This is a genomic window from Nonomuraea sp. NPDC003707 (assembly GCF_053587055.1).
This window is the reverse complement of record NZ_JBSFNK010000002.1, coordinates 549,997-572,483: the sequence shown is the minus strand read 5'-3', so window position 1 is coordinate 572,483 and position 22,487 is coordinate 549,997. Positions and strand designations below refer to the sequence as shown.

Sequence of the window (22,487 nt, the reverse complement as noted above, 5' to 3'; positions counted from 1 at the left end):
GCTTGTTGCCGAAAGGTCTGTTATGAGCCTCGACACCCTTCCGCGGGCGGCGCGGAACAACCATCGCCGCGCCCGTCCGCCCGGCCACCGCTGGCGTTCACGATTCGACGTCAAAGCGATGCCGTACGCCCTGGTGTCCCCTTATTTCCTGCTGTTCGCCGCCTTCGGGCTCTTCCCGTTGGCCTTCACCCTGTACTACTCGCTCTACGACTACGACCTGGCCGGGACCGTGGAGTGGACCGGGCTGGGCAACTACACCGCCCTGCTCGCGGACGAGGACTTCTGGAACGCCGTGGTCAACACGGTGGGCATGTTCATCCTCGCCACCGTCCCCCAGATGATCCTCGCGCTGCTCCTGGCCAACGCGCTGAACAAGCGCCTGAAGCTCCGCCTGGCCATCCGCATGAGCGTGCTGCTGCCGCTGGTCACGTCGGTGGTCGCGGTCGCGGTGGTGTTCACTCAGCTGTATGCCCGCGACTGGGGCCTGGTCAACTGGATCCTGAGCGGGTTCGGCGTGGACAAGACGAACTGGCGGGCCGAGCGCATCCCGTCGTGGATCGCCATCGCCACCATGGTCGACTGGCGCTGGACCGGCTACAACGCGATCATCTTCCTGGCCGGCATGCAGACGATCCCCCGCGACCTGTACGAGGCCGCCGCGATCGACGGCGCGTCGCGGCGCAGGCAGTTCTGGCAGATCACGCTGCCGATGCTGCGCCCGACGATGATCTTCGTGGTGCTCAACTCCACGATCGGCGGCCTGACGCTGTTCTCCGAGCCGACCACGTTCTACAACGGCAACGTCGACGGCGGCTCGCAGGGACAGTTCCAGACGGTGGCCATGTTCATCGTCAAGCAGGGCTTCCGCGAGTTCGACTACGGCTACGCCGCGGCGGCCGCCTGGCTGCTGTTCCTGCTCATCCTCATAGGAGCGGCGATCAACTTCCTGTTCGTGCGCAGGATCGGGGGCACCCGATGAACAACTTCTCCCCGACCCTCGCCACCCGGCTCATGCTGGCCCTGGCCGTCCTGCTGTCGGCGTTCCCTCTGTACTGGATGCTCGTCATCGCCTCCCGTACGAACGCCGACGCCGTCTCGATGCCGCCGCCGTTCCTGCCGGGCGGGAACCTGGGCGAGAACATCGTCGCGGTGCTCAACAACGAGGACGCCAAGTTCCTGCTGGGCCTGACGAACTCGTTCATCGTGTCGAGCATCGTCACCGTCTCCGTGGTGATCATCTCCACGCTGGCCGGCTTCGCCTTCGCGAACCTGAGCTTCAAGGGCAGGAACCTGCTGCTGGTGCTCGTGCTGCTGACGATGGCGGTGCCGTTGCAGCAGATGGGCGTGGTGCCCCTCTACCGGCTCATGGTGAGCCTGGAGTGGACCGGCACGCTCAAGGCGGTCATCCTCCCGTACCTGCTCAACGGGTTCGGCGTGTTCCTGATGACGCAGTACACTCGCCAGGCCGTGCCGATGGAGCTGGTCGAGGCCGCCCGGGTGGACGGCGCCGCCACGCTGCGGATCTGGTGGAACGTCGTCCTGCCCGCCGTACGTCCGGGCATGGCGGTGCTCGGCATCAACACGTTCATGCTCATGTGGAACGACTTCATGTGGCCGCTGATCGTGCTGACCCCGGACAACCCGACCGTGCAGATCGCGATCACCTCGCTCAACGCCAGGTTCTCCACGAACTACACGTTGATCTTCGCGGGAACGGCGTTGTCCATCATTCCGCTCATCGCAGTATTCGTCGCATTCGGCCGCCAGATCGTCGGCGGCCTCATGGAAGGTGCGGTCAAGGCGTGACGACACAAGAGGAACAGACGCGTGCCGGGCTGCGCTTCCCTGCGGGCTTCACGTGGGGTGCGGCGACCTCGGCGTACCAGATCGAGGGCGCGGTCGACGAGGACGGGCGCGGCGTCTCCATCTGGGACACCTTCACCAGGACGCCGGGCCGGATTCTCAACGGCCACAACGCGGACGTGGCCATCGACCACTACCACCGATACCGGGAAGACGTCCGGATCATGGCGGAGCTGGGCCTGTCGGCCTACCGCTTCTCGGTCTCCTGGCCCCGCATCCAGCCCACCGGTTCCGGCCAGACCAACCAGAAGGGTCTGGACTTCTACAAGCGGCTCGCCGACGAGCTCCGCCGGCACTCCATCGACCCCTGGCTCACCCTCTACCACTGGGACCTGCCCCAGGAGCTGGAGGACAAGGGCGGCTGGCCCAACCGCGACACGGCCTACCGCTTCGCCGACTACGCCGCGGCCGTGCACGAGGCGCTGAAGGACCACATCCACACCTTCAGCACCGTCAACGAGCCATGGTGCGCCGCGTTCCTCGGCTACGCCTCGGGGGAGCACGCCCCCGGCAGGCGTGAGCCGCAGAACGCGATCAGGGGCGCGCACCACCTCAACCTGGCGCACGGGCTGGCCGTCCAGGCGATGGACGCCCGGCGCGTCGGCGGCTGCGTGAACCTGTACGCGGTCACCCCCGCGACCGACAGCGCGGAGGACCTGGAGGCCGCCCGGCGCATCGACGGGCTGCAGAACAGGCTCTTCCTGGACGCGCTGCTCACCGGCCGCTATCCGGAGGACGTGCTGGCCGACCTGCCCCTCGAGATCGACTTCATCGAGCCCGGCGACATGAAGACCATCAACGCACCCATCGACCTGCTGCTCGTCAACTACTACAGCCGCTTCACGGTCTCGGGAGCACCAGGCGGCAGGCAGTCGGCGGCGGCGGCCCCCACGGACTCGGCCTCGCCGTGGGTGGGCAGCGAGCACGTGTCGTTCGTCAGCGCCGGCTACCCGGTCACCGCGATGGGCTGGGAGATCGACGAGAGCGGCCTGGTGGAGGTGCTCACGAGGATCGCGCGGGAGTACCCGCCGATCCCCATGGTGGTCTCCGAGAACGGCGCCGCCTTCGAGGACGTGCTCGAGGACGGCCGGATCCACGACCGGGAGCGGCAGGCGTACGTGGAGGCGCACCTCGGCGCCTGCAAGGCGGCCATCGAGGCCGGCGTGCCCCTGGAGGGCTATTTCGCCTGGTCACTGATGGACAACTTCGAGTGGGCCTGGGGCTACGGCAAGCGGTTCGGCCTGGTGCGCGTGGACTTCGAGACGCAGGAACGGCTGATCAAGGACAGCGCGCTCTGGTACTCGGAGATCATCCGGCAGAATAGGCGCCATGAACCGACCGACTCTTGAGGCAGTCGCGGCTCGGGCCGGGGTGGGCCGGGGCACGGTGTCTAGAGTCATCAACGGCTCGCCGAACGTCAGCGCCAAGGCCCGCGAGGCCGTGGAGCTGGCCATCCGCGAGCTGGGCTACGTGCCCAACCGTGCGGCGCGCGCCCTGGTGACGCGCCGCACCGACGCGGTTGCCCTGGTGGTGTCCGAGTCGCAGCTGCGGGTGTTCGACGACCCGTTCTTCGCGGGCACCATCCGCGGCATCGGCTCGGCGCTGTCGGAGACCGGGCTGCAGCTCATCCTGGCGATGGCCCGCACCACCGAGGAGTACGACCGGCTGGAGCACTACCTGACCGGGCAGCACGTCGACGGCGTGCTGCTCCTGTCGCTGCACGGCGCCGACCCGCTGCCGGGGCGGCTCGAGGAGATGGGCGTGCCGACCGTGCTCGGCGGCCGGCCCGTCGGGCTCGACCCCTACAGTTACGTCGACATGGACAACCGGGCGGGGGCCCGGCAGGCGGTCAAACACCTGCTGGGCCTCGGCCGCACGCGCATCGCCACCATCGCCGGTCATCAGGACATGGGCGTGGGCGTCGACCGTCTGGCCGGCTATCGCGACGCGCTGTTGCCCGCCGGGCTGCCGGAGCTGGTGGTGTACGGCGACTTCTCGGAGGAGAGCGGCTCGGCGGCGATGACCCAGCTGCTGGCGAGCCATCCCGATCTCGACGCGGTCTTCGCCGCGTCCGACCCGATGGCCCTGGGCGCGATGCGCGTGCTCAAGGCGGCGGGGCGGGCGATCCCGGAGGACGTGGCGGTGATCGGGTTCGACGACTCCAAGGCCGCGCTGCACGCCGACCCGCCGCTGACCACCGTCCACCAGCCGACCGAGCAGATGGGCCGGCAGATGGCGCAGCTGCTGGTGGCCCGGATCAACGGCGAGGAGCTGCGCCAGCCGGTCGTGATCCTCGACACCCACCTGGTACGCCGGCAGTCAGCGTGAAAGGCACCCGTGGACAGTAGAACCAAGCGCCGCTTATCCGACGCCGAGCTCGACGCCCTGCTCCGCCGCGCGCTGGGCACGGGCGTCGTGGCCGTCACCGAGCTCACCGACGGCTACGCCAACGCCGTCTGGCGGCTCAAGCTGGACGACGGCCGCGAGGTGGTGCTCAAGCTGTCCCCGCCGCCCGACCTCGACCAGCTCAGCTACGAGCGCAACCTGCTGCGCATGGAGGCCGCCGCGTACGAGCTGGCGGCGCAGGCGGGCGTGCCGGTGGCGACGCTGCTGCGCGCCGAGTTCGACGACCCGGTGCTGGGCGGCGACTACCTGCTGCTCGACGCGCTCGACGGGGTCTCGTGGAACGACGTCAAGCCGGAGGGCGAGGAGGCGCTGCGCCGGGAGCTGGGCCGCCACCTGGCCAGGTTCAACGCGGTGAGCGGTGAGGTCTTCGGCTACCCGCACGCCGGGATCGTCGGCGCCACCTGGCGGCAGGCGTTCCTGGCGATGGTGGGGGCGCTGGTCGGCGACACCGAGCGCTATCCGACGCCGCTGCCGCGCTCCCCCGGGGAGATCATGGCGCTGATCGAGGCGGCGTCGCCGGTGCTGGACGAGGTGACGACGCCGCGGCTGGTGCACTTCGACGTCTGGCCGGGCAACGTCTTCCTCGACGTCAGCGGCCCGCCCCGGATCCAGGCCATCATCGACCACGAACGGGCCTTCTGGGGCGACCCGCTCGCCGAGTTCGTCACGCCGACGATCTTCGGCGAGCTGGCGGAGGACGACCCGCTGCTGGCGGGCTACCGCGAGGTGACGCCGCTGGAGCTCACCCCGGCGGCGCGCACCCGCATCGACCTCTACCGCGCCTATCTCTACCTGATCCTGCTGGTGGAGAACGGACCCCGGCAGTATCCGGAGGAGGAGTACGCCAGGCTCCGCGAGGCCTCGTTCGGCTCACTTACCGCGGTGCTCGACCGCCTCGTAGGCGCCTCCCCTGGCGGCCGCGGCTAGCCGGATGCACGCTCTCGCGCCCTTGTTGGGCACGCCGAGGTCGACGGGTTTGTCACCCGTGCACAGCAGCGCGCCGCTGATCGTGCTGCCCGACAGGATCGGCGCGGTGTTGCCGGTCAGCAGGACGGCGCCGCGCAGGTCGGCGCCCACGATGGTCAGCGCCTTGGCGCCGCTGACGTTGAGCGCGCCGGTGAGGGAGGCCTTGAGCAGGTGTACGGCGGCGGGCTGCGCCGCGGTCAGCGTCCCGGCGATCCGGCCGCCCTTGACCACGAGCGAGGCTCCGGGCTTCACCGTGATGGGCCCGCTGATCTGGGCGCCGTCCAGGCAGGTGACGCCGTCGGCGGCGACGAGGGCGCCCTGGTAGACGCCGGTGACCGTGCGGGTGCAGGCGGGCGGCGGGGCGATCGTGGTGACGGTGAAGTTCTTCGGGGTGCCCTGGTTGCCCGCGGCGTCGATCGAGCGGTATTCGATCGTGTGCCGGCCGCGCGGCAGCTTCCCGTACACGAGGGAGTCGATGACCGTGCCCTCCTCGCTGAACGTCCACGGCAGCTCCGAGGAGGTGGGCCAGCCGAAGTAGTTGAACCAGCCGTCCCCGTCCACCCGGGACTCCGAGACCACGTAGCCGCCGCGGTCGTCCTCGCCCGCCAGCCGCATGGAGAGGGGGCCGTTGTAGACGTAGGCGTCGCCGACCGCGGCGAGCGGCTCGGACAGCTCGTAGCGGGTGGCGGGCAGGCTCGCGTCGACCTGCCAGTTGAGGGTCTGGCCGCCGAGGGCGGCGGTGAGGGCGTGCGTGCCCGGTTGCAGGTTCAGCCTGCCCAGGTCGAGGTCGGTGCCGGTGCCCGCCGGGCGGCCGTCCACGGTCCACGTCACCTCGGGCGCGGTCGCGGCCGGATGGGTGGTCTCCACGTACACGACGTCGGCGCGGCCCAGCGGCCGGTCGGTGGGGGTGGAGGAGACGAACGCGGGCTCGGCGCCGTCCGGCGGGGTGGTCAGCGACGTGTCCACCGTCCAGGTGCGGGACTTGGTGATGGCCGCCCTGATCGCCGGGTCCCTGACGAACTCGGTCGGGTCCGAGACGGTGGCCGTGACGGTGTGCGTGCCCGGGGTGAGGCCGAGGGTGCGCAGGTCGAGGGCGTCCTCGTGGCTCGCGAGGTCCTTGCCGTCCACGTTCCAGGTGGTCGTCAGCGAGTGGCCGACGGGGCGCATCGGCTCGACCCACAGCACCCGGTCGGCGCCGACGGGCTGCTGGTTGGGCGTGGCGTCCTGGATGACCATGGTCTTGGCGGTGATGCGCTGGACCATGACCTCGCGGCTGACCTGGTCGTAGGCGTAGCCGAGGGTCTTCATCATCGAGTGCCGGCTGGGCCGCCAGACACCGGTCGTGTAGTACAGGCCGCCCTCGTAGCGGCCGATGGGGCCGCCCGACTCGCTGGGCTCGCCCAGCCAGCGCCACCACTTCTTCTGCTGGTCCTTCAGCTGCTGCTCGGTCAGCAGGGTGTGGTGGGGGCTGGACGGCTCGGCTCCGGGGTAGGCGCCGCCGGGGACGCCGCGCTGGTAGTAGTCGTACTCGTCCTGGAGGCCGCCCAGGGAGTGACCCAGCTCGTGCGGGCTGATCAGGGCGGACATGCTGTTGCTGCCCGAGGCGGTGGCGTACGAGCCGCCGGCGCCGCCGTACGTGCCGCTGTTGCCGAGCGCGAGGATCTGCCGGTTGCCGGAGGAGGTGCCGGTGACCAGGTCGGCGTAGCGGGTGGCGGCGGTGTTGTCCATGGTGATCAGCCGCTGGACGCTGCCGGGGTTGCAGCGGCCCCAGAAGCCCATGCCGAGCGGGGTGACCTTCTTCGGCGAGTCCAGTCCGGGGTCGCAGCTGATGCCCGACTCGCCGGAGACGATGTCCACGCGGTAGACGTTGATGTAGTTGCGATACGTCTTGAACGGCTCGATCGACCACATCACGTTGAGGTGCCGGTCCACGTCGGCCCGGAATTTGGCCTGTTCCGGCTCGGTGTAGCCGTCCCCCATGATGATCAGGTTGAATCGCCTGGCCGGGGAGCCCGTGACCTGGACGGGCACCACGGTGGCCGCGCCCGCCTCGGCGGCCGCCGCGGGCACGGGTAACACGGGTAACAGTGCGGCGGCCAGCGCCAGGGCCGCGAAGATACGCATGCCCTGCACTATCTACGATCAAACGCGCGTGACCAAGTCCCTAACTGCGTGTCAGGCCTCAGGGAGCTCGGCCAGCAGGATCGGCTGGGTCGTGGGCCTGCCGGAACCGGCCGCCGGCTCGACCGTGAGCGCCACGCGGTCGTCCCCCCGCTCCGGCGTGATCAGCAGCGGTGCGGTCAGGCCGCTCTCGGCCCGGTCGAGCATCCCGGCGGGGCGGGGGCCGTCCGGGCCCATCAGCCACAATTCGTATCCCTTGGAGCGGGGCAGTTCGGCCAGGCCGGACGAGGCGAACACCATGCGTCCCCTGGCGCGGGAGATCACGACCGTGCCGGTGCCGCCGGAGGTGGCGGGCTGACGTACCGTCTCGGCGTCGGGCGCGGCCAGTACGGCGATCACCTCGTCGTTCCTGGCGGTCAGGTCGCTCAGGTCGCGGCGGGCGTCCACGGCGACGGCTCCGAGCGCGACCGCGGCCGCCGCGGCCACGGCCGCCAGGCCCGCCGTCACCCTGGCCCGGCGGCGCCTGAGGAGCACGACGCGGCCGCCCTCGTGAGCCGCCGGGAGCTCCGGCGCGGTCCTGAACGGGGGGTGCCGCTCGGGCTCGGGCGGGATCCTGAGCGTCGGCGAGTCCTCCGGCGCGGACGGGGGCGCGGACGGGGGTACGTGCGGGGCCACAGGCGGGGCTGCGGGCGTGCGTGACGCCGGGGGCCGCCAGATGGTCGGGCTGTCGTCGGGCACCGCTCCTGACCCCCGCTCCGGCCGTTCCTCGGGCCGCCGCAGCTCGTGGGCGGCATCGAGCAGGCGCTGCCGCAGCGTGGCGGGCGGCGGCTCGGCCACCGCCTCGGCGAGCCTGGCCGCCGTCTCCCGCAGCCGCCGGACCTCCATCCAGCAGGCCGAGCACGCCAGCAGGTGCTCCTCGTACAGCACCCACTCGGCGTACGGCAGTGCGTGCACGGCGTAGGCGCCCGAGAGGGTGTGGAGGTCGTCCGTCATCATCCACTCCCTTTGTGAGAGGCGGCTCACGCATGTACTTCGGCGGCTCGGGCATGTCGGATGGCTGCGAGGGCTTGCTCTTTTCTCATGGCGTGAGACAATCTCATCGGGTGATGAATTATGAGCTGTGTAGTAGCAGGGGGCGGACCGGCCGGCGCGATGCTGGCGCTGCTCCTGGCCAGGGCAGGAGTCGAGGTCACGCTGCTGGAGAAGCACGGCGACTTCCTGCGTGACTTCCGGGGCGACACGATCCATCCGTCCACGCTGCAGGTCCTCGACGAGCTGGGGCTGGCCGAGGAGTTCCTGAAGATCCCCCATCGCAAGGCGTACGGGATCAGCATGGTGACCGACCGCGGCGACGCCAGGCTGGCGAGCCTGCGCGGGCTGCCCGGCAAGTACGACTACATCGCGTTCGTACCGCAATGGGATTTCCTCAACCTCATCACGTCGGCCGCCGCCCGGTATCCGAGTTTCCGGCTGCTGATGAACGCGGAGGCGTACGACCTGATCCGCGACGGCCAGACCGTGCGCGGCCTGCGCTATCGGGACGAGTCGGGCGAGCACGAGATCAGGGCCGACCTCACCGTGGCCGCCGACGGGCGGCACTCGACCCTGCGCGAGCGCGCCGGGCTCGTGCCGGAGGAGCTCGGCGCGCCGATGGACGTGGTGTGGTTCCGGCTGCCCCGGCACCCGTCCGACCGTGACGACTCGTTCCTGCGGATCTCCGGCGGACGCATGATGGTGTCCATCAACCGGCAAAGTTATTGGCAACTCGCGTACGCGATCCCCAAGGGCGGGTTCGACGAGCTGGTGCGCGCCGGGATCGACGCGCTCCGCGAGCCGGTCGCGACGCTGCTGCCGTGGCTGGCCGACCGGATCGGGCAGATCGGAAGCTACGACGACGTCAGCGTGCTCACCGTCGCGCTCAACCGGCTGCACCGCTGGCACCGGCCCGGATTCCTGTGCATCGGGGACGCCGCGCACGCCATGTCGCCGGTGTTCGGGGTGGGGATCAACCTGGCCGTCCAGGACGCGGTCGCCACCGCCAACCTGCTGGCCGGCTCGCTCAGGTCCGGCGCGCCGATCCCCGAGTCCACCCTGCGCCTGGTGCAGAAGCGGCGGATGCCGCCCACGCGCGTCACGCAGGCGGCCCAGCGGGTGGTCCAGAATCTGGTGATCAAGCGGGCCCTCAGCAACAGGCTCGACCCGTCCAGGATGCCCCGCGACCTCACGCGGATCCCCCTGCTCAGGCGGGTGGCCCGGCGTTTCATCGGGCTGGGGGTGCGGCCCGAGCACGTGTCCGTAAAGGAAGTTTGACCGCCTCAGAGTCCTCAGGGGTATAACTGCATTCTCACAACGTGGACAACGAGGTCCGTGGGCCCGTAGCCAGTGGATTACCCTCGTATCTCGTGAGCAGCAATCTCGTGGATCTCGATTCCTGGCGAGCCCTCCCCGCGGCGCAGCAACCTGACTGGCCCGACCGCGGCGAGCTCGACAAGGTCGTCGCCGAGCTCGGCGGCCTGCCCCCACTGGTCTTCGCCGGCGAGTGCGACCAGCTCAAGGAGCAGCTGGCCGCAGTCGCCCGGGGCGAGGCCTTCGTCCTGCAGGGCGGCGACTGCGCGGAGACCTTCTCCGGCGCGACCGCCGACAACGTGCGCAACAAGCTCAAGACGCTGCTGCAGATGGCGATCGTGCTGACGTACGCGGGCAAGGTGCCGGTCGTGAAGATCGGCCGGGTCGCGGGCCAGTTCGCCAAGCCGCGTTCCAAGGGCAGCGAGACCCGTGACGGGATCGAGCTGCCCGCCTACCGGGGCGACATGGTCAACGGGTTCGACTTCACCGCCGAGTCGCGCCGGCCCGATCCGTGGCGGCTGCTCAAGGCGTACCACTCCTCGGCCGTGACCCTCAACCTCGCCCGCGCGTTCACCAAGGGCGGCTACGCCGACCTGCGCCAGGTGCACGCGTGGAACCAGGACTTCGTGGCCGAGTCGCCCGCCGGGCGCCGCTACGAGCAGCTGGCCAGGGAGATCGACCAGGCGCTCGCGTTCATGCGGGCCTGCGGGGCCGATCCCGAGGAGTTCCACACCGTGGAGTTCTACTCCTCGCACGAGGCGCTCATCCTCGACTACGACCGCGCGCTCACGCGCATCGACTCGCGTACGGGGCTGCCGTACGACGTGTCGGCGCACATGGTCTGGATCGGCGAGCGCACCCGCCAGCTCGACGGGGCGCACGTCGACTTCTTCGCCCGCATCCGCAACCCGATCGGCGTCAAGCTCGGGCCCACCACGTCGCCCGACGAGGCCGTGGGCCTCATCGAGAAGCTCAACCCGGGCAACGAGGCGGGGCGGCTCACGTTCATCACCCGCATGGGCGCCTCCAAGATCCGCGAGCACCTGCCGGCCCTGGTCAAGGAGGTCACGGCCACGGGGGCGCGGGTCGCGTGGATCTGCGACCCGATGCACGGCAACACCTTCGAGGCGCCCAGCGGGCACAAGACCCGCCGGCTCGACGACGTGCTGGACGAGGTGGCGGGCTTCTTCGAGGTGCACCGGTCGCTGGGCACGCATCCCGGCGGCATCCACATCGAGTTCACCGGTGACGACGTGACGGAGTGCGTGGGCGGCGGGCACGAGATCGCCGAGGACGACCTCGCGACCCGCTACGAGACGGCCTGCGACCCGCGGCTCAACCGCAGCCAGTCTCTCGACCTCGCCTTCCGCGTCGCCGAGCTCTACCGCGGCTGACCTCACCGCGCATTCAAGGGGACGCGCCCGCCTTCCAGGCCCGCGTCCCCTTTCTGCTGCCCGCCCCACTTCGACGCCTGCCTTGCCGCCCGCCCCACTTCGACGTGCCGCCCCTGCGCGGCCGGGGGTGCGGTGGCGGGTGGGATCTCAAGGGGCCCGCCGGGGGGCTGTGTCACGGGGTGCGAGGGATGTGGGGCGGGGGGTGATGGTGATACGTGATGTACGTCTCACTGGTGCTGCGAGTAGAACCAAATTCCGGGGAAACCGGGTAATCCACGGCTATGATCGCCCGCAAATAGGGCGATATTTCAGGAGAAATCGTGGACAGTGCCCCGGAGGGGGTGGACCCTAACGTCCCCAATGTCGCGCGGATGTACGACTACTTCCTCGACGGCAAGGACAACTTCGCGGCCGACCGGGCAGCCGCCGAGCAGATCCTGCAGACGTTCCCCAACACCAAGGAGGGCGCCCGCGCGAACAGGGCGTTCCTGCGCCGCGCCGTGCGGCACCTGGTCGATTCAGGGGTGCGGCAGATCGTCGACCTCGGCGCGGGCCTGCCGACCCAGGGGAACACGCACGAGATCGCCCCTGAGGCGCGGGTCGTCTACGTGGACAACGACCCCGTGGTCTGCGTGCACGGCAGGGCGCTGCTGGCCAGGACAGAGGACGTGCACTTCCTGCAGGCGGACGTACGCGAGACCGACACGCTGCTGCACAAGCTGGGCGACGTGATCGACTTCGATCGGCCGGTGGCGTTCCTGATGCTGGCGATCCTGCACTTCATCCCGGACTACGTCGCGTACGACATGGTGGCCAAGCTGCGGGCGGCGAGCGCGCCCGGGAGCCGGCTGGTGATCAGCCATGCCATCGACACCACGCCGGACACCACCCCGCAGGCCATCGAGATCTACCGGCGGGCCACGGCCGCGCTGAGCCTGCGGACGGGTGAGGAGATCCTGCGCTTCTTCGAGGGGTACGAGCTGGAGGAGCCCGGGCTGACGTACCCGAACGGCTGGAGGCCCGACGACCCGGACGCGCCCGGCAACGGGATCACATTCGGGTACGTCGGGGTCGCCCGCAAGCCCTGAGACCCCTGGGAAGGGTCAGTTCTGCTTCATCTCCTCGGCGAGCTCGGCCCTGATGGCGTCCATGTCGAGCGCCCGCACCTGCTTGATCAGGTCCTCCAGTGCGGGCGCCGGGATGGCGCCGGCCTGGGCGAAGACCACGATGCCGTCGCGGATGGCCATGAGCGTCGGGATCGAGGTGATGTCGAAGCCCTGGGCGAGCCCCTGCTCGGCGTCGGTGTCGATCTTGCCGAACGTGATGTCCTCGTGCAGCCCCGAGGCCTGCTCGAAGATCGGACCGAACTTCTTGCACGGCGGGCACCACTCCGCCCAGAAGTCGAGCAGCACGATCCCCTTGTCGGCGATGTCGTTGAAGTTCTGCTCTGTTACTTCGATGGTCGCCACAAGTGGCTCCTCGTCCCTCGCTGAAAACTGTCCATCGTTATGAACCCCTACCCTCTCACCGGCATTCCAGTGTCCAGGCAGACGGCCGCAGAAGGCCGGGGTCGGGCAGGACCGCGCGCCTGACGTCGTGCATCGGGGATCGGGTGCCGTCAAAGACGACCTCCCGCGGGGCCGGCTCCCTGATCAGCCGCGCCACCTCGCGCGTGCCCGATTGATCGCCACCGTCGTAGGTCCCGACGCGCGGCGCGCGCGTCCGGGGTCGATCAACGTGCGCCAATGCAGGCTCACCCTCTCCCAGGGGGGTTCGGAAGATCCATCTTATTTGCGCTGCCCCGCGCGAGACCTGGGCGGGCGGGCGTTGTGACATTCATCACCCCGGCAGGGTCAGGCCGATGACCAGCGGGTCGTGGTCGGAGGAGCGGAACGCGTCCGGCCGGTAGCGGCCGAGCGGGTTGTACTCCTGGTCGGTCCGCTGGAAGTCGCCGGTGACGACGCCCTCGACCCGTACGGTCTGGCCGGGCAGCGGGGTCGCCTCCCCGCTGCCCTGCACCTGCGCGATCCGGTGGGTGGCAGGGGTGTCACAAGGGGGTGCGGGAGCCGCCACGGCGGGCGAGGCGGAGAGCCACCACAATCAGGGCAGCAAGGGAGGCTCTGGATAAAGCGCGCATGCCGGGCACTTTAGAGCCTATTTAGAGCGCATATTTCCACATAAAAGCGGATAGAACATTAAAACATCGAACCTTGACGCCGTCTCCGGCGGGTATGACCTCTTCATGGACTGGGTCACCTGCGCGCATTCCGCTGCCTGCACCGGAATCGCCAGCCGGACGACCGGCTTCTGCCTCGCACACCTCGCACCCGACGAACTCCCCCAGGCCCTCGACGAGATCTCCCCCGGCCGCCTGCTCGACCTGCGCGGCACCACCGTCAGCGCCGAGTTGCTGTCCCGGGTGCTCCAAGCCGCCGACGGCAGGCCCGGCAGAGCCCGGCTCGACCGGGTCAGGTTCACCGGCGACGTACGGCTGTCCGGCGTGACGTTCACGGGCGACGTGTCGCTCGACGGCGCCAGGTTCGAGCGGCTGGCCTCGTTCTTCGGCGCCCGCTTCGAGGGCAACGTGTCGCTGGCCGGCGCCAGGTTCACCCGCGAGCTGTCCTTCCACGGCGTCACCGTGCGCGGGCACGTCTCCCTCGACCGGGCCGTGATGTCCCGCGACGCGCTGTTCAGCCAGGCCGTCTTCGGCCACGGGCTGTCGTGCGAGCGGGCCAGGTTCGACGGGTACGCCACCTTCGACGGGGCCAGGCTGGGCGACGGGGCCGCCTTCAGAGGGGCGCGCTTCGGCCGTACCCTGTCCTTCCGCAAGGTCAGCGGGCACGCCGGGTTCGAGGCCGCGCACTTCGCCGCCGACGCGTACCTCTCGGCCACCGGCAGGCTGTCGGCGGCCAGGGCCCGCGCCGACGGGCTCCTGGACGTGGCGGTGTCCCGGTGCGGCGTCGACCTGCGCGGCGTCGAGGTGGCGGGCACGACGACGCTGCGGCTGACCGACTCCCAGGCCGACCTGGAGGGCGCGGTGCTGCGCGGCCCCGCCACCGTGACCGGCCGGGGCAGATCCGTGCTGACCTCGCTGCGGCAGGTGAACGCGAGCGACCTGGCACTGTACGGGCTGGACCTGTCGGCCTGCAGGTTCGCCGGGCTGGCCCATCCGTCGGCGGTGCGGGTCAAGGACTGCACGTTCGCGCTGACGCCGCGCGGCCTGCGGGTGAGCCTGCGCTGGCCGATGCTGCGCTGGTTCTCCCGCCGGCGCGCGCTGGCCGACGAGCACACCATGCGCGGCTGGGAGGCGGCGGGCGACCCCGGCGCCACACCCGACCGGCTGGCCGACCTCTACGCCGGGCTGCAGCCCAGCGACCGCGCCACCTCGGCCGACTTCGCGTTCGCGGCCATGGAGATGCGGCGCCAGGCCGGTCACCGCTGGTGGCTGTCGGTCTCCTGGCTCGTGTGCGGGTACGGCATGCGCATGGGGCGGGCTGCGGGCTGGTTCGCGCTGCTACTGGCGATCACCACGGCCACCGTGATGTGGACGTCCACCTAGCACGCCGAACGCCGGGCGGAGCCGCCGAGCCCGGCCCTGAACCCTTAGGCGTCCAGCTCCTCCACGACGGCGGCGATCGCGCGGAAGTGGCGCGAGCGCCAGCCGCCGCCCATGATACGGCGGGAGAGCTGCTGCAACTCGTCGCCCGGGTCGAAGCCCTCATGGTCGAGGAACAGCCGGGTGCCCTTGCCCTCGGGCTCCAGCCGCCAGGTGACCGTCCAGTCGGCCCGCTTGTGATCGCTCCAGCTGATCTTGAGCAGCTTCTCCGGCTCCAGCTCCAGCACCTCGCAGTAGACGATCCCGTCGAAGCCCACCTGCGGCTTGGGCTCCGTGGTGAACGTGAACCGGTGCCCCACCTCCGGCTTGAAGTCGTTGGGCATGAGCCAGCGGGCGACCAGCTCGGGCTCGGTGAGCGCCCGCCACACCTTCCTCGGGGGATGCGCGATGAACTGGTCGATCCTGATCGCGCGCAGGTCCTCGGCCGCCGTGTCACGGGGCATGGTCGTCGTCCTCCATCTCGTCCAGCAGGGTCGTGAGGTCGGCCAGCTTCTCCCGCCAGAACCGTTCGTACGGGGTGAGCCATTCGCGGATCTCCATGAGCGGTGCCGCCTCCAGCCGGTAGTGCCGCTCCCGCCCCCTGCGGCTCTCGGCCACCAGCCCGGCGTCCCTGAGCACCTTGAGGTGCTCCGACACGCTGGGCCTGCTCATGTCGAACCGCTCGGCCAGCCGGCCGGCGGGCTGGGCGCCCTCGTCGAGCAGCAGGCGCAGCAGCTCCCGCCTGGCCGGGCTGGCCAGCGCGGTGAACACGTGGTCGGCCGTCATGCCTGGCTGACCACGAACCCGTTGCCGAACGGGTCCTGGAACAGCAGCTGACGCCCCCACGGCTCGTCGCTCGGCCCCTCGAACGAGACGCCGTGCTCGCGCAGCCGCGCGGCCAGGACGTCGAGGTCGGGCGCGGCCACCACCAGGCCGCCGATCGGGGCCATGCCGGGGAACCAGGAGGCCAGCAGCAGCGCGGTCCCGGACCCCTTGGGGGCGACGGTGAGCCAGCGGCCCATCGGGAACGGGTTGTCGGTGCGCACCTCGAAGTCGAGGACGCCGGTGTAGAAGGCCAGCGCCCGCTCCTGGTCGGCGACGGGCACGGTGATGGTGAGGATCTGAGATATCGGCATGTCGGACACTATACGTAGGAATTTTCCTACACATCAACCCGGCCCCGGAAATATCGGGGAATTCCCCGATGGGAGACCGAGATCGTCCTCCGTAGACTGGGGTCCATGCGTATCGACGACTACGTGGCGGAGCTCGACAGCGCCCTGGCCGGCCCGCAGGGGGCGAAGCGCGATCTGGTCGTCGAGGCGCGCGACAGCCTGACCGACACCGCCGACGCGCTGGAGGCCGAAGGGCTCGCACGGGCGGAGGCGGAGCGGGTCGCGGTGGCGGAGTTCGGGGAGGTCGCGGAGGTCGCCCCCGGCTACCAGTCCGAGCTGACCGCCGTGGCGGGGCGCCGGCTGGGCTTCCTGCTGTTCATCAGCGTGCCGATCACCGCGCTGATGTGGTCGGTGATCTGGCGCATTTATCCCGGCGACGACCAGGCCTGGCGCCTCGCGCCCGCCTGGTACCGGCCCGTCTCGCGCCTGCTCGACGTTCTGCAGCTCTGCGTCGGGCTCTACGGCGGGCTCGCGCTGTTCGCGCTGAGCCGGGGCGCCCGGTGGATCCGCCGGCCGCGGCTGGTGACCAGGTCGCTGGGCGTGCTCGTCTGGGGCATGCTGCCCGTCACCGTGGCGCTGGGCATGCTGCTGACCCTGGGCTCGAACGGGGCGAGCCATCTGGACGTCCTGCCCTCCATGCTGGCCAACGCGGTGACGTCCGCCTGCTGGGGCCTGCAGATCTACGGCGCGACGCGCTGCCTGCGCATCAGCCGGCCGCCCTTCGCGCGCCGCTGACCTCCCCGGCCTCCACGGCGTCCGCGCGGAGCACGCCGCCGATCACGCTGGCGAACTCCTGCCACGCCGAGCGCTCCCCTTCGAGCTGCTTCCTGCCCGAATCCGTCAGCCGGTAGGTACGGCGCTTGCGCCCGCCCACCGTGGCCCACTCGCTGGACAGGTAGCCGATGCGCTCCAGCCGGCGCAGGGCCGGGTAGACGGTGCCCGTCGGCACGTTCAGCGCGCCGCCGCTGCGCTCCAGCAGCGCCTCGATGATGGCGTAGCCGTGCAGCGGCTCCCGCTCCAGCACGGAGAGCAGGAGCGCGTCCATGTGCCCGCGCAGCGCGTCCGGATTCATGATTCCGATCCTAGACACCGCACGGGCGACCCGGCATGCTCCGCGCCCCGCCCCTCCGTCCGAGGGACATCGGCCGAAGTGCGGACGTGTGCGCTCATGTAGGCAGTCTACATGTAGGCTCTCTATATGTAGGCAGACACAACAACGGAGTTCGCGATGGATGTACTCGAACTGGCCCGGACACAGTTCGCCGTGACGGGAAGCCTCCACTTCCTGTTCGTCGTGCTCACCCTGGGCCTGGCGCCACTGGTGGCGATCATGAACACGCGCTGGGCGATCTCGGGCAAACCGCTCCACGAGGCCATGACCCGCTTCTGGGGTCAGATCTACGTCGTCAACTACGCGCTGGGCATCGTGACCGGGCTGGTGATGGAGTTCCAGTTCGGCCTCTCCTGGAGCGGCCTGTCCCACTACGCCGGTGACGTGTTCGGCGCGCCGCTGGCCATGGAGACCCTGGTGGCCTTCTTCCTGGAGTCCACGTTCCTGGGCCTGTGGATCTTCGGCTGGGGACGGCTGCCGAAATGGGCGCATCTGGCCTGCATCTGGCTCGTGACGCTGACCGCGTACGCGAGCGCCTTCTACATCATGCTCGCCAACTCGTTCCTGCAGAACCCGGTCGGCTCCGTCGCCCGCGGCGACCGCCTGGAGCTGGTCGACTTCGGCGCCCTGCTCACGAACAAGAGCCTGGTCTTCTCCTTCCCGCACGTCATCGGGGCCGGGCTGTTCACGGGGGCCATGGTGCTGGTGGGGGCGAGCGCGTACCAGCTGCGCCGCCGTACCGAGCACGTGGAGTTCTTCACCAGGTCGCTGCGGACCGGCGTGGTCGCGGCGGCGCTCGGGATCTTCGTCACGATCGGGTTCGGGTATGCGCAGTTCGCCGGGATCCAGGACGGGAAGTTCAGCGACAACGTGGGCGCGGCGGTCGCGCTCGGGATGATGATCGAGTTCGGGCAGTTGCTCGCGCTGGTCGTGCTGTTCGTGATGCTGCCGATGATCGCCGTGCTGCCGCGGTGGCGGTGGACGCATCCGCTGCTCATGCTGATGACGCCGCTGCCGTTCTTGCTGGCGATCATGGGCTGGCTGGCGCGGGAGGTCGGCCGGCAGCCGTGGATGATCTGGGAGAAGCTCACCGTGGCCGACGCCATGTCCCCCGGGCTGACCTCGGGCATGGTCACGGCCTCGCTCGTCGGGTTCGCGGGCGTGCTGGGGCTGCTGGCGGTCGTCGACTACGTGCTCATCGCCAGGATCGTCCGGCGCGGGCCGCGCGACGTGGCCCTGGGCGCCGTCCCCGCCGGTGAGACCCGCTCCCCCGCGCTGAGTTACTGAGTGAGGTGCCGACATGGAAGTGATCTGGTTCGTTCTCTTCGCCGTGCTGCTGGCCGGATATTTCGCCCTTGAGGGGTTCGACCTGGGGGTGGGGCTGCTGCTGCCGCTGCTGGGCAGGACCCGCGAGGGCCGCGACCGCATGGTGGCCGCGATGGCGCCGTACGTGCTGGCCAACGAGGTGTGGCTGGTGGCGGTCGCCGGGACGCTGTTCGGCGTCTATCCGCTGCTCGAGGGCGAGGTGCTGTTCAAGCTGTATCCGCTGGTGGTGGCCATGCTGCTGAGCTGGATCCTGCGGGACGCGGGGCTGTGGTTCCGGCGCAGGCTGGACGGGTTCAGGTGGCGGGGGTTCTGGGACGCGATGATCGCGTTCGGGTCTCTGGGGCTGTCGTTCGGGTGGGGCATGACGATCCACGCGGCGGCCACGGGGTTCGCGGGCCCGGTGGTGCACCCGGTGGGGGTGATGCTGGGGGCGGTCGTGACGCTGCTGTTCGCCTTCCACGGGTGGACGTTCCTGGCGTGGCGGGCGCCCGGGGTCTTCGGGGCGTCCAGGTCGGGGCGGGCCCTGGTGGTGTCCGGGGTCGTGGCGGCGGTCCCGGCGGTGGGCGTGCTCGTGGGCGCGATGCCGTACCTGCTGGCCAACAGCGCGCCGGCGGCCACGTTGAATGTGCTCAGTGTCATGGTGCTGCCGTTCGCACCCATCGTCCTGGGCGCGCAAGTATGGGTGTGGCGCACTTTCCGCCCAGGGAAGGACGCCGTCCCGCTTCCGTCGTTCTTCTGAGGGCTCGTGCACAAGGATCTCCTACGGCTCATGCGGGCCGAGCGGTCGGTCCGCCGCCACCTGGCCGTGACCATGGTCGCGGCGGTGCTGGCGGGGCTGCTCGTGCTGGTGCAGGCCGAGTTGCTGGCCGGGGTGCTGTCCGGCAGGTTCACCGCCGTCGCCCTGGCGGGGCTGGCGGCGGTGGTGGGCGTGCGGGCGCTGCTGGCCTGGACGCAGGGCGTCTTCGCCGGGCGCACCGCCACCGGCGTGAAGTCGGCGCTGCGCCACCGGCTGCTGGCCCGGCTGCGCGACCTGGGCCCCGGGCGGCTCACGCAGCACCGCTCGGGCGAGCTGGTCACGCTCACGGGGCGCGGCCTGGACGGGCTCGACGCGTACCTGACCGGCTACCTGCCGTCGATCGCGGTGGCCGGGGTGGTGCCGCTCGCGGTGCTGGTACGGCTGTTCGCCGCCGACCTGGCGAGCGCGCTCATCGTCCTGATCACGCTCCCCCTGATCCCCGTCTTCGGCGCCCTGGTCGGCATGACCACCAAGGCCGTCACCGAGCGCCAGTTCCTGGCCCTGTCGCGGCTCGGCGGCCACTTCCTCGACGTGGTGCGCGGGCTGCCCACCCTGCGGGCCTTCGGCCGGGCCCGCTACCAGGCGGGCGTCATCCAGCAGGTCGCGGACGCGCACCGGAACGCGACGATGCGGACGTTGCGGGTGGCGTTCCTGTCGTCGCTGGTGCTGGAGCTGTGCGCGTCGCTGTCGCTGGCGCTGGTGGCGGTGCCGATCGGGCTGCGGCTGCTCGGGGGGTCGCTGGATCTGACGACGGCGCTGCTGGTGCTGCTGCTGGCGCCGGAGGCGTACCTGCCGCTGCGGGCGATGGGGACGCGCTTCCACGCCTCGATGGAGGGGGTGGCGGCGGCCGACGCGGCCTTCGCCGTGCTGGACGGCGCGGACGAGCCCGAGCCCGCATATGGGCGGGTTTATCCGGCCGGGCAGGGGGCACCGGAGATCCGCCTGGAGAACGTGACCGTGCGCTATCCCGGCCGTGACGTCGCGGCTCTGGAGGACGTCTCGCTCACGATCGGCCCGGGGGAACGCGTGGCGCTGGTCGGCGAGAGCGGCGGCGGCAAGAGCACCCTGCTCCATCTCGTCCTCGGGTTCGTCCGGCCGTCGGAGGGCCGGGTGCTCGTCGACGGCACCGATCTTCGCGAGCTCGACCTGGGGAGCTGGCGGGCGCGGCTGGCGTTCGTGGCGCAGCGGCCCCACCTGTTCGCCACCTCCGTGGCCGGCAACATCCGGCTCGGGGCTCCCGCGGCCTCCCCGGAGGAGGTCCGCAGGGCCGCGGCCGCCGCGCACGCCGACTTCGTGGACGCGCTGCCGCAGGGGTTCGACACGGTGGTGGGCGAGCGCGGCGCCAACCTGTCCGCCGGTCAGCGGCAGCGGATCGCGCTGGCGCGGGCCTTCTGCCGGCCCGCGGCCTCGGTGCTGCTGCTCGACGAGCCCACGGCCCGCCTGGACGGGCGCAGCGAGGCCGCCGTGGTGGCGGCCACCTCGGACCTGGCCCAGGGCCGTACGGCCGTCATCGTCGCGCACCGCCCGGCCATGATCGACCTGGCCGACCGCGTCATCCGGGTGCACGAGGGCCGCGTCGTCTCCGACACCACCCGCGTGCACCAAAAGGCCGAGCCGGCGGCGCGGCGGGGCGAAGGGAGCGGCCGGTGAACCGGCGCATGGGCACGCGGCTCCTCTGGGCCGTGCTGGCGGGCGCGGCGGCGGACCTGGCGGGGCTCGGGCTCATCGCCGCCGCCGCCTGGCTGATCACCAGGGCCGCGCAGCAGCCGGGCCTGGCCGCCCTGAGCGTGGCCATCGTGGCGACGAGGGCGTTCGCCACGAGCAAGGGCGTCTTCCGCTACGCCGAACGCCTCACCGGCCACGACGTCGCGCTCCGCGCCCAGGCGGGCACCCGCGAGCAGCTCTACCGGGCCCTCATCCCGCCCCAGCAGCCCCGGCACGGCGGCGCGGACCTGCTCAGCCGCATGGTCGACGACACCGAGGCCGTACAGGACCTGCTCGTGCGCTGCCTGCTCCCCGCCGCGGCGGCGGCGCTGGCGGGGCTGGCGGCCGTCGTCATCGGGCTGGCCGTCCTGCCGGTGACGGCGCTCGTGCTGGTGGCCGGGCTCCTGCTGGCCGGGGTGGCGCTGCCCGCCGGTACGGCCGCCGCGGCCCGGCGCTGGTCGGCCAGGATCGCCCCGGCCAGGGCGGCGCTGGCGGGCCGGGTGGCCGACCTGGTGCACGGCTCCGCCGACCTGGCCGCCTACGGCGCCGACGAGGAGGCGCTGACCAAGGCGCTGGCCGCCGACGAGTCCCTGGCCGCGCTCGAACGCCGCCAGGCCCGCGTCCACGCCGCCGCCCTGGCCGGGGGCACTCTCGTACAGGGCCTGACGGTGGCGGCCGTCGTCCTGCTCGCTCAGGGCGCGGGCGCCGGCTCGGTCGCGACGGCCGTGCTCGCGCTGACCTCCCTGGTGGCGTTCGAGCCGGTGCTGCCGCTGGCGGCGGCGGGCGAGCGCCTGGCCGGGATCACGGCGGCGCTGCGCCGCCTGCGCGAGGTCCGCGCCGCCACCCCGGCCGTCGCGGAGCCCGCCCGGCCCGCGCCCCGGCCCGAGGCCCCGCTGACCGTCGAGATCGACGACCTGGTGGTCCGCCACGGGTCCGCGCGGGCCGCTCTGGACGGCGTGTCGCTGACGCTCACGCCCGGCAGGCGGGTGGCGATCGTGGGCCCCAGCGGGGCGGGCAAGAGCACGCTGCTGGCCGCCCTGATGCGCCTGGTCGAGCCGGAGTCGGGCAGCATCCGCGTCAACGGCGTGGACGTACGCGACCTCGGCGGCGACGACGTGCGGGCGCTCATGACCGGCCTCACCCAGGACCCGTACATCTTCCGCGCCAGCCTGAAGGACAACCTGCGCCTCGCGGGCCCGGAGGCCGGCGAGGAGGAGCTGGAGCGGGCCGTACGCGACGCCAGGCTCGACGGCTGGGTCGAGCGGACCGGGTGGAACGCCGAGCTGGGCGAGGACGGCAGGACCGTGTCCGGCGGCCAACTGCAGCGCCTGGCCCTGGCCAGGGCCCTGCTGTACGACCCGCCGGTGCTGCTGCTCGACGAGCCCGCCGAGGCGCTCGACGAGGAGACGGCCGACCGGCTGATGGGCGACCTGCTCGACGTCACGCGCGACCGCACCACGCTCCTCGTGACGCACCGGCTCAAGGGGCTGGAGAGCGTGGACGAGGTCGTGGTGCTCGAAGAGGGCCGGGTCGTCCAGCGGGGACGGCATGACGAGCTCGTCTCGGTGCCCGGCTACTACCGCGATCTGTGGGAGTCCGAGGTCCTGACCAGGCGCTGAGTCCCCCGACGAACACGGGATTGAGTTGGCGCGGCAAGCTGGTTTAAAATACAAACCAGTTTGAG

22 protein-coding genes are annotated in these 22,487 nt (G+C 71.0%); 14 read left to right on the top strand and 8 right to left on the bottom strand.

Translation table 11 applies throughout. The annotated features are described in order from the left end of the window. The first annotated feature begins 22 nt into the window (after window positions 1-22). From ACWDRB_RS06690 to ACWDRB_RS06670, 5 genes are read left to right on the top strand one after another with little or no spacing between them, the layout of a single operon-like run. A complete protein-coding gene (locus ACWDRB_RS06690; protein ID WP_449892124.1) occupies window positions 23-979 on the top strand; it encodes a carbohydrate ABC transporter permease in 957 nt (318 codons plus the stop codon). Further along, complete coding sequence (locus ACWDRB_RS06685) at window positions 976-1,806, top strand: carbohydrate ABC transporter permease (protein WP_449892123.1); 831 nt, start codon at window positions 976-978, stop codon at window positions 1,804-1,806. Before ACWDRB_RS06690 ends, ACWDRB_RS06685 begins: the two co-directional genes overlap by 4 nt. Beyond that, window positions 1,803-3,212 carry a GH1 family beta-glucosidase gene (locus tag ACWDRB_RS06680; protein ID WP_449892122.1) on the top strand — a complete coding sequence of 470 codons (1,410 nt, stop codon included), beginning with the start codon at window positions 1,803-1,805 and terminating at the stop codon, window positions 3,210-3,212. Before ACWDRB_RS06685 ends, ACWDRB_RS06680 begins: the two co-directional genes overlap by 4 nt. Further along, the gene (locus ACWDRB_RS06675; RefSeq protein WP_363964229.1) at window positions 3,193-4,191 is read left to right on the top strand and encodes a LacI family DNA-binding transcriptional regulator; all 999 of its coding nucleotides are present in this window, start codon (window positions 3,193-3,195) and stop codon (window positions 4,189-4,191) included. The genes ACWDRB_RS06680 and ACWDRB_RS06675 overlap by 20 nt, the downstream gene beginning before the upstream one ends. 9 nt (window positions 4,192-4,200) lie before the next feature. Beyond that, window positions 4,201-5,196 carry a phosphotransferase family protein gene (locus tag ACWDRB_RS06670; RefSeq protein WP_350726808.1) on the top strand — a complete coding sequence of 332 codons (996 nt, stop codon included), beginning with the start codon at window positions 4,201-4,203 and terminating at the stop codon, window positions 5,194-5,196. On the opposite strand, the gene ACWDRB_RS06665 is transcribed toward ACWDRB_RS06670, so the two are convergent. Both ACWDRB_RS06665 and ACWDRB_RS06660 read right to left on the bottom strand, forming a co-directional pair. Next, window positions 5,140-7,359, bottom strand: coding sequence for a M64 family metallopeptidase (locus ACWDRB_RS06665; RefSeq protein WP_449892121.1), 2,220 nt, complete (start codon window positions 7,357-7,359; stop codon window positions 5,140-5,142). The two genes, ACWDRB_RS06670 and ACWDRB_RS06665, sit on opposite strands and share 57 nt — an antisense overlap. Before the next feature lie 51 nt (window positions 7,360-7,410). Then, window positions 7,411-8,352: an anti-sigma factor gene (locus tag ACWDRB_RS06660; RefSeq protein ID WP_449892120.1), complete on the bottom strand. Its 942-nt coding sequence runs from the start codon at window positions 8,350-8,352 to the stop codon at window positions 7,411-7,413. A 117-nt stretch (window positions 8,353-8,469) separates the two neighbouring features. Between ACWDRB_RS06660 and ACWDRB_RS06655 the strand changes: the two genes are divergently transcribed. The 3 genes from ACWDRB_RS06655 (at window position 8,470) to ACWDRB_RS06645 (ending at window position 12,184) form a co-directional block, all read left to right on the top strand. After that, window positions 8,470-9,666 (top strand): FAD-dependent oxidoreductase, encoded by a 1,197-nt coding sequence (locus ACWDRB_RS06655; protein ID WP_449892119.1) that lies wholly within the window; start codon window positions 8,470-8,472, stop codon window positions 9,664-9,666. A gap of 92 nt (window positions 9,667-9,758) precedes the next feature. After that, a complete protein-coding gene (locus ACWDRB_RS06650; protein ID WP_449892118.1) occupies window positions 9,759-11,096 on the top strand; it encodes a class II 3-deoxy-7-phosphoheptulonate synthase in 1,338 nt (445 codons plus the stop codon). A gap of 320 nt (window positions 11,097-11,416) precedes the next feature. Further along, entirely contained in the window at window positions 11,417-12,184 is a 768-nt protein-coding gene (locus tag ACWDRB_RS06645) for an SAM-dependent methyltransferase (RefSeq protein ID WP_449892117.1), read from the top strand. Between the two features lie 15 nt (window positions 12,185-12,199). Here the strand turns inward: ACWDRB_RS06645 and ACWDRB_RS06640 are convergent, their stop codons facing one another. Next, on the bottom strand, window positions 12,200-12,565 hold the full coding sequence (locus tag ACWDRB_RS06640) for a thioredoxin family protein (protein WP_449892116.1): 366 nt from the start codon (window positions 12,563-12,565) through the stop codon (window positions 12,200-12,202). Window positions 12,566-12,935: 370 nt separating this feature from the next. Beyond that, on the bottom strand, window positions 12,936-13,196 hold the full coding sequence (locus ACWDRB_RS06635) for a hypothetical protein (protein WP_449892115.1): 261 nt from the start codon (window positions 13,194-13,196) through the stop codon (window positions 12,936-12,938). A 142-nt stretch (window positions 13,197-13,338) separates the two neighbouring features. Between ACWDRB_RS06635 and ACWDRB_RS06630 the strand changes: the two genes are divergently transcribed. Continuing rightward, a complete protein-coding gene (locus ACWDRB_RS06630) occupies window positions 13,339-14,655 on the top strand; it encodes a pentapeptide repeat-containing protein (RefSeq protein WP_449892114.1) in 1,317 nt (438 codons plus the stop codon). A 44-nt stretch (window positions 14,656-14,699) separates the two neighbouring features. On the opposite strand, the gene ACWDRB_RS06625 is transcribed toward ACWDRB_RS06630, so the two are convergent. The 3 genes from ACWDRB_RS06625 to ACWDRB_RS06615 are packed head-to-tail and all read right to left on the bottom strand — an operon-like array spanning window position 14,700 to window position 15,827. Further along, window positions 14,700-15,155, bottom strand: a complete 456-nt coding sequence (locus tag ACWDRB_RS06625) for an SRPBCC family protein (RefSeq protein ID WP_449892113.1) — start codon at window positions 15,153-15,155, stop codon at window positions 14,700-14,702. Then, window positions 15,145-15,477, bottom strand: coding sequence for an ArsR/SmtB family transcription factor (locus ACWDRB_RS06620; protein ID WP_449892112.1), 333 nt, complete (start codon window positions 15,475-15,477; stop codon window positions 15,145-15,147). The genes ACWDRB_RS06625 and ACWDRB_RS06620 overlap by 11 nt, the downstream gene beginning before the upstream one ends. Beyond that, window positions 15,474-15,827, bottom strand: coding sequence for a VOC family protein (locus ACWDRB_RS06615; protein WP_363964212.1), 354 nt, complete (start codon window positions 15,825-15,827; stop codon window positions 15,474-15,476). The genes ACWDRB_RS06620 and ACWDRB_RS06615 overlap by 4 nt, the downstream gene beginning before the upstream one ends. Window positions 15,828-15,932: 105 nt before the next feature. On the opposite strand from ACWDRB_RS06615, the gene ACWDRB_RS06610 reads away from it, so the two are divergent. Beyond that, window positions 15,933-16,601, top strand: coding sequence for a permease prefix domain 1-containing protein (locus tag ACWDRB_RS06610; RefSeq protein ID WP_350726788.1), 669 nt, complete (start codon window positions 15,933-15,935; stop codon window positions 16,599-16,601). On the opposite strand, the gene ACWDRB_RS06605 is transcribed toward ACWDRB_RS06610, so the two are convergent. Then, window positions 16,573-16,938 (bottom strand): PadR family transcriptional regulator, encoded by a 366-nt coding sequence (locus ACWDRB_RS06605; protein WP_350726786.1) that lies wholly within the window; start codon window positions 16,936-16,938, stop codon window positions 16,573-16,575. The two genes, ACWDRB_RS06610 and ACWDRB_RS06605, sit on opposite strands and share 29 nt — an antisense overlap. A 156-nt stretch (window positions 16,939-17,094) precedes the next feature. On the opposite strand from ACWDRB_RS06605, the gene ACWDRB_RS06600 reads away from it, so the two are divergent. From ACWDRB_RS06600 to cydC, 4 genes are read left to right on the top strand one after another with little or no spacing between them, the layout of a single operon-like run. After that, complete coding sequence (locus tag ACWDRB_RS06600) at window positions 17,095-18,264, top strand: cytochrome ubiquinol oxidase subunit I (RefSeq protein WP_449892111.1); 1,170 nt, start codon at window positions 17,095-17,097, stop codon at window positions 18,262-18,264. Between the two features lie 13 nt (window positions 18,265-18,277). Beyond that, entirely contained in the window at window positions 18,278-19,042 is a 765-nt protein-coding gene (locus ACWDRB_RS06595; RefSeq protein ID WP_350726782.1) for a cytochrome d ubiquinol oxidase subunit II, read from the top strand. Between the two features lie 6 nt (window positions 19,043-19,048). Next, window positions 19,049-20,749: a thiol reductant ABC exporter subunit CydD gene (cydD, locus tag ACWDRB_RS06590; RefSeq protein ID WP_449892110.1), complete on the top strand. Its 1,701-nt coding sequence runs from the start codon at window positions 19,049-19,051 to the stop codon at window positions 20,747-20,749. Then, window positions 20,746-22,422, top strand: a complete 1,677-nt coding sequence (cydC, locus tag ACWDRB_RS06585) for a thiol reductant ABC exporter subunit CydC (protein ID WP_449892109.1) — start codon at window positions 20,746-20,748, stop codon at window positions 22,420-22,422. The genes cydD and cydC overlap by 4 nt, the downstream gene beginning before the upstream one ends. The last annotated feature ends 65 nt before the right edge of the window (window positions 22,423-22,487 follow it).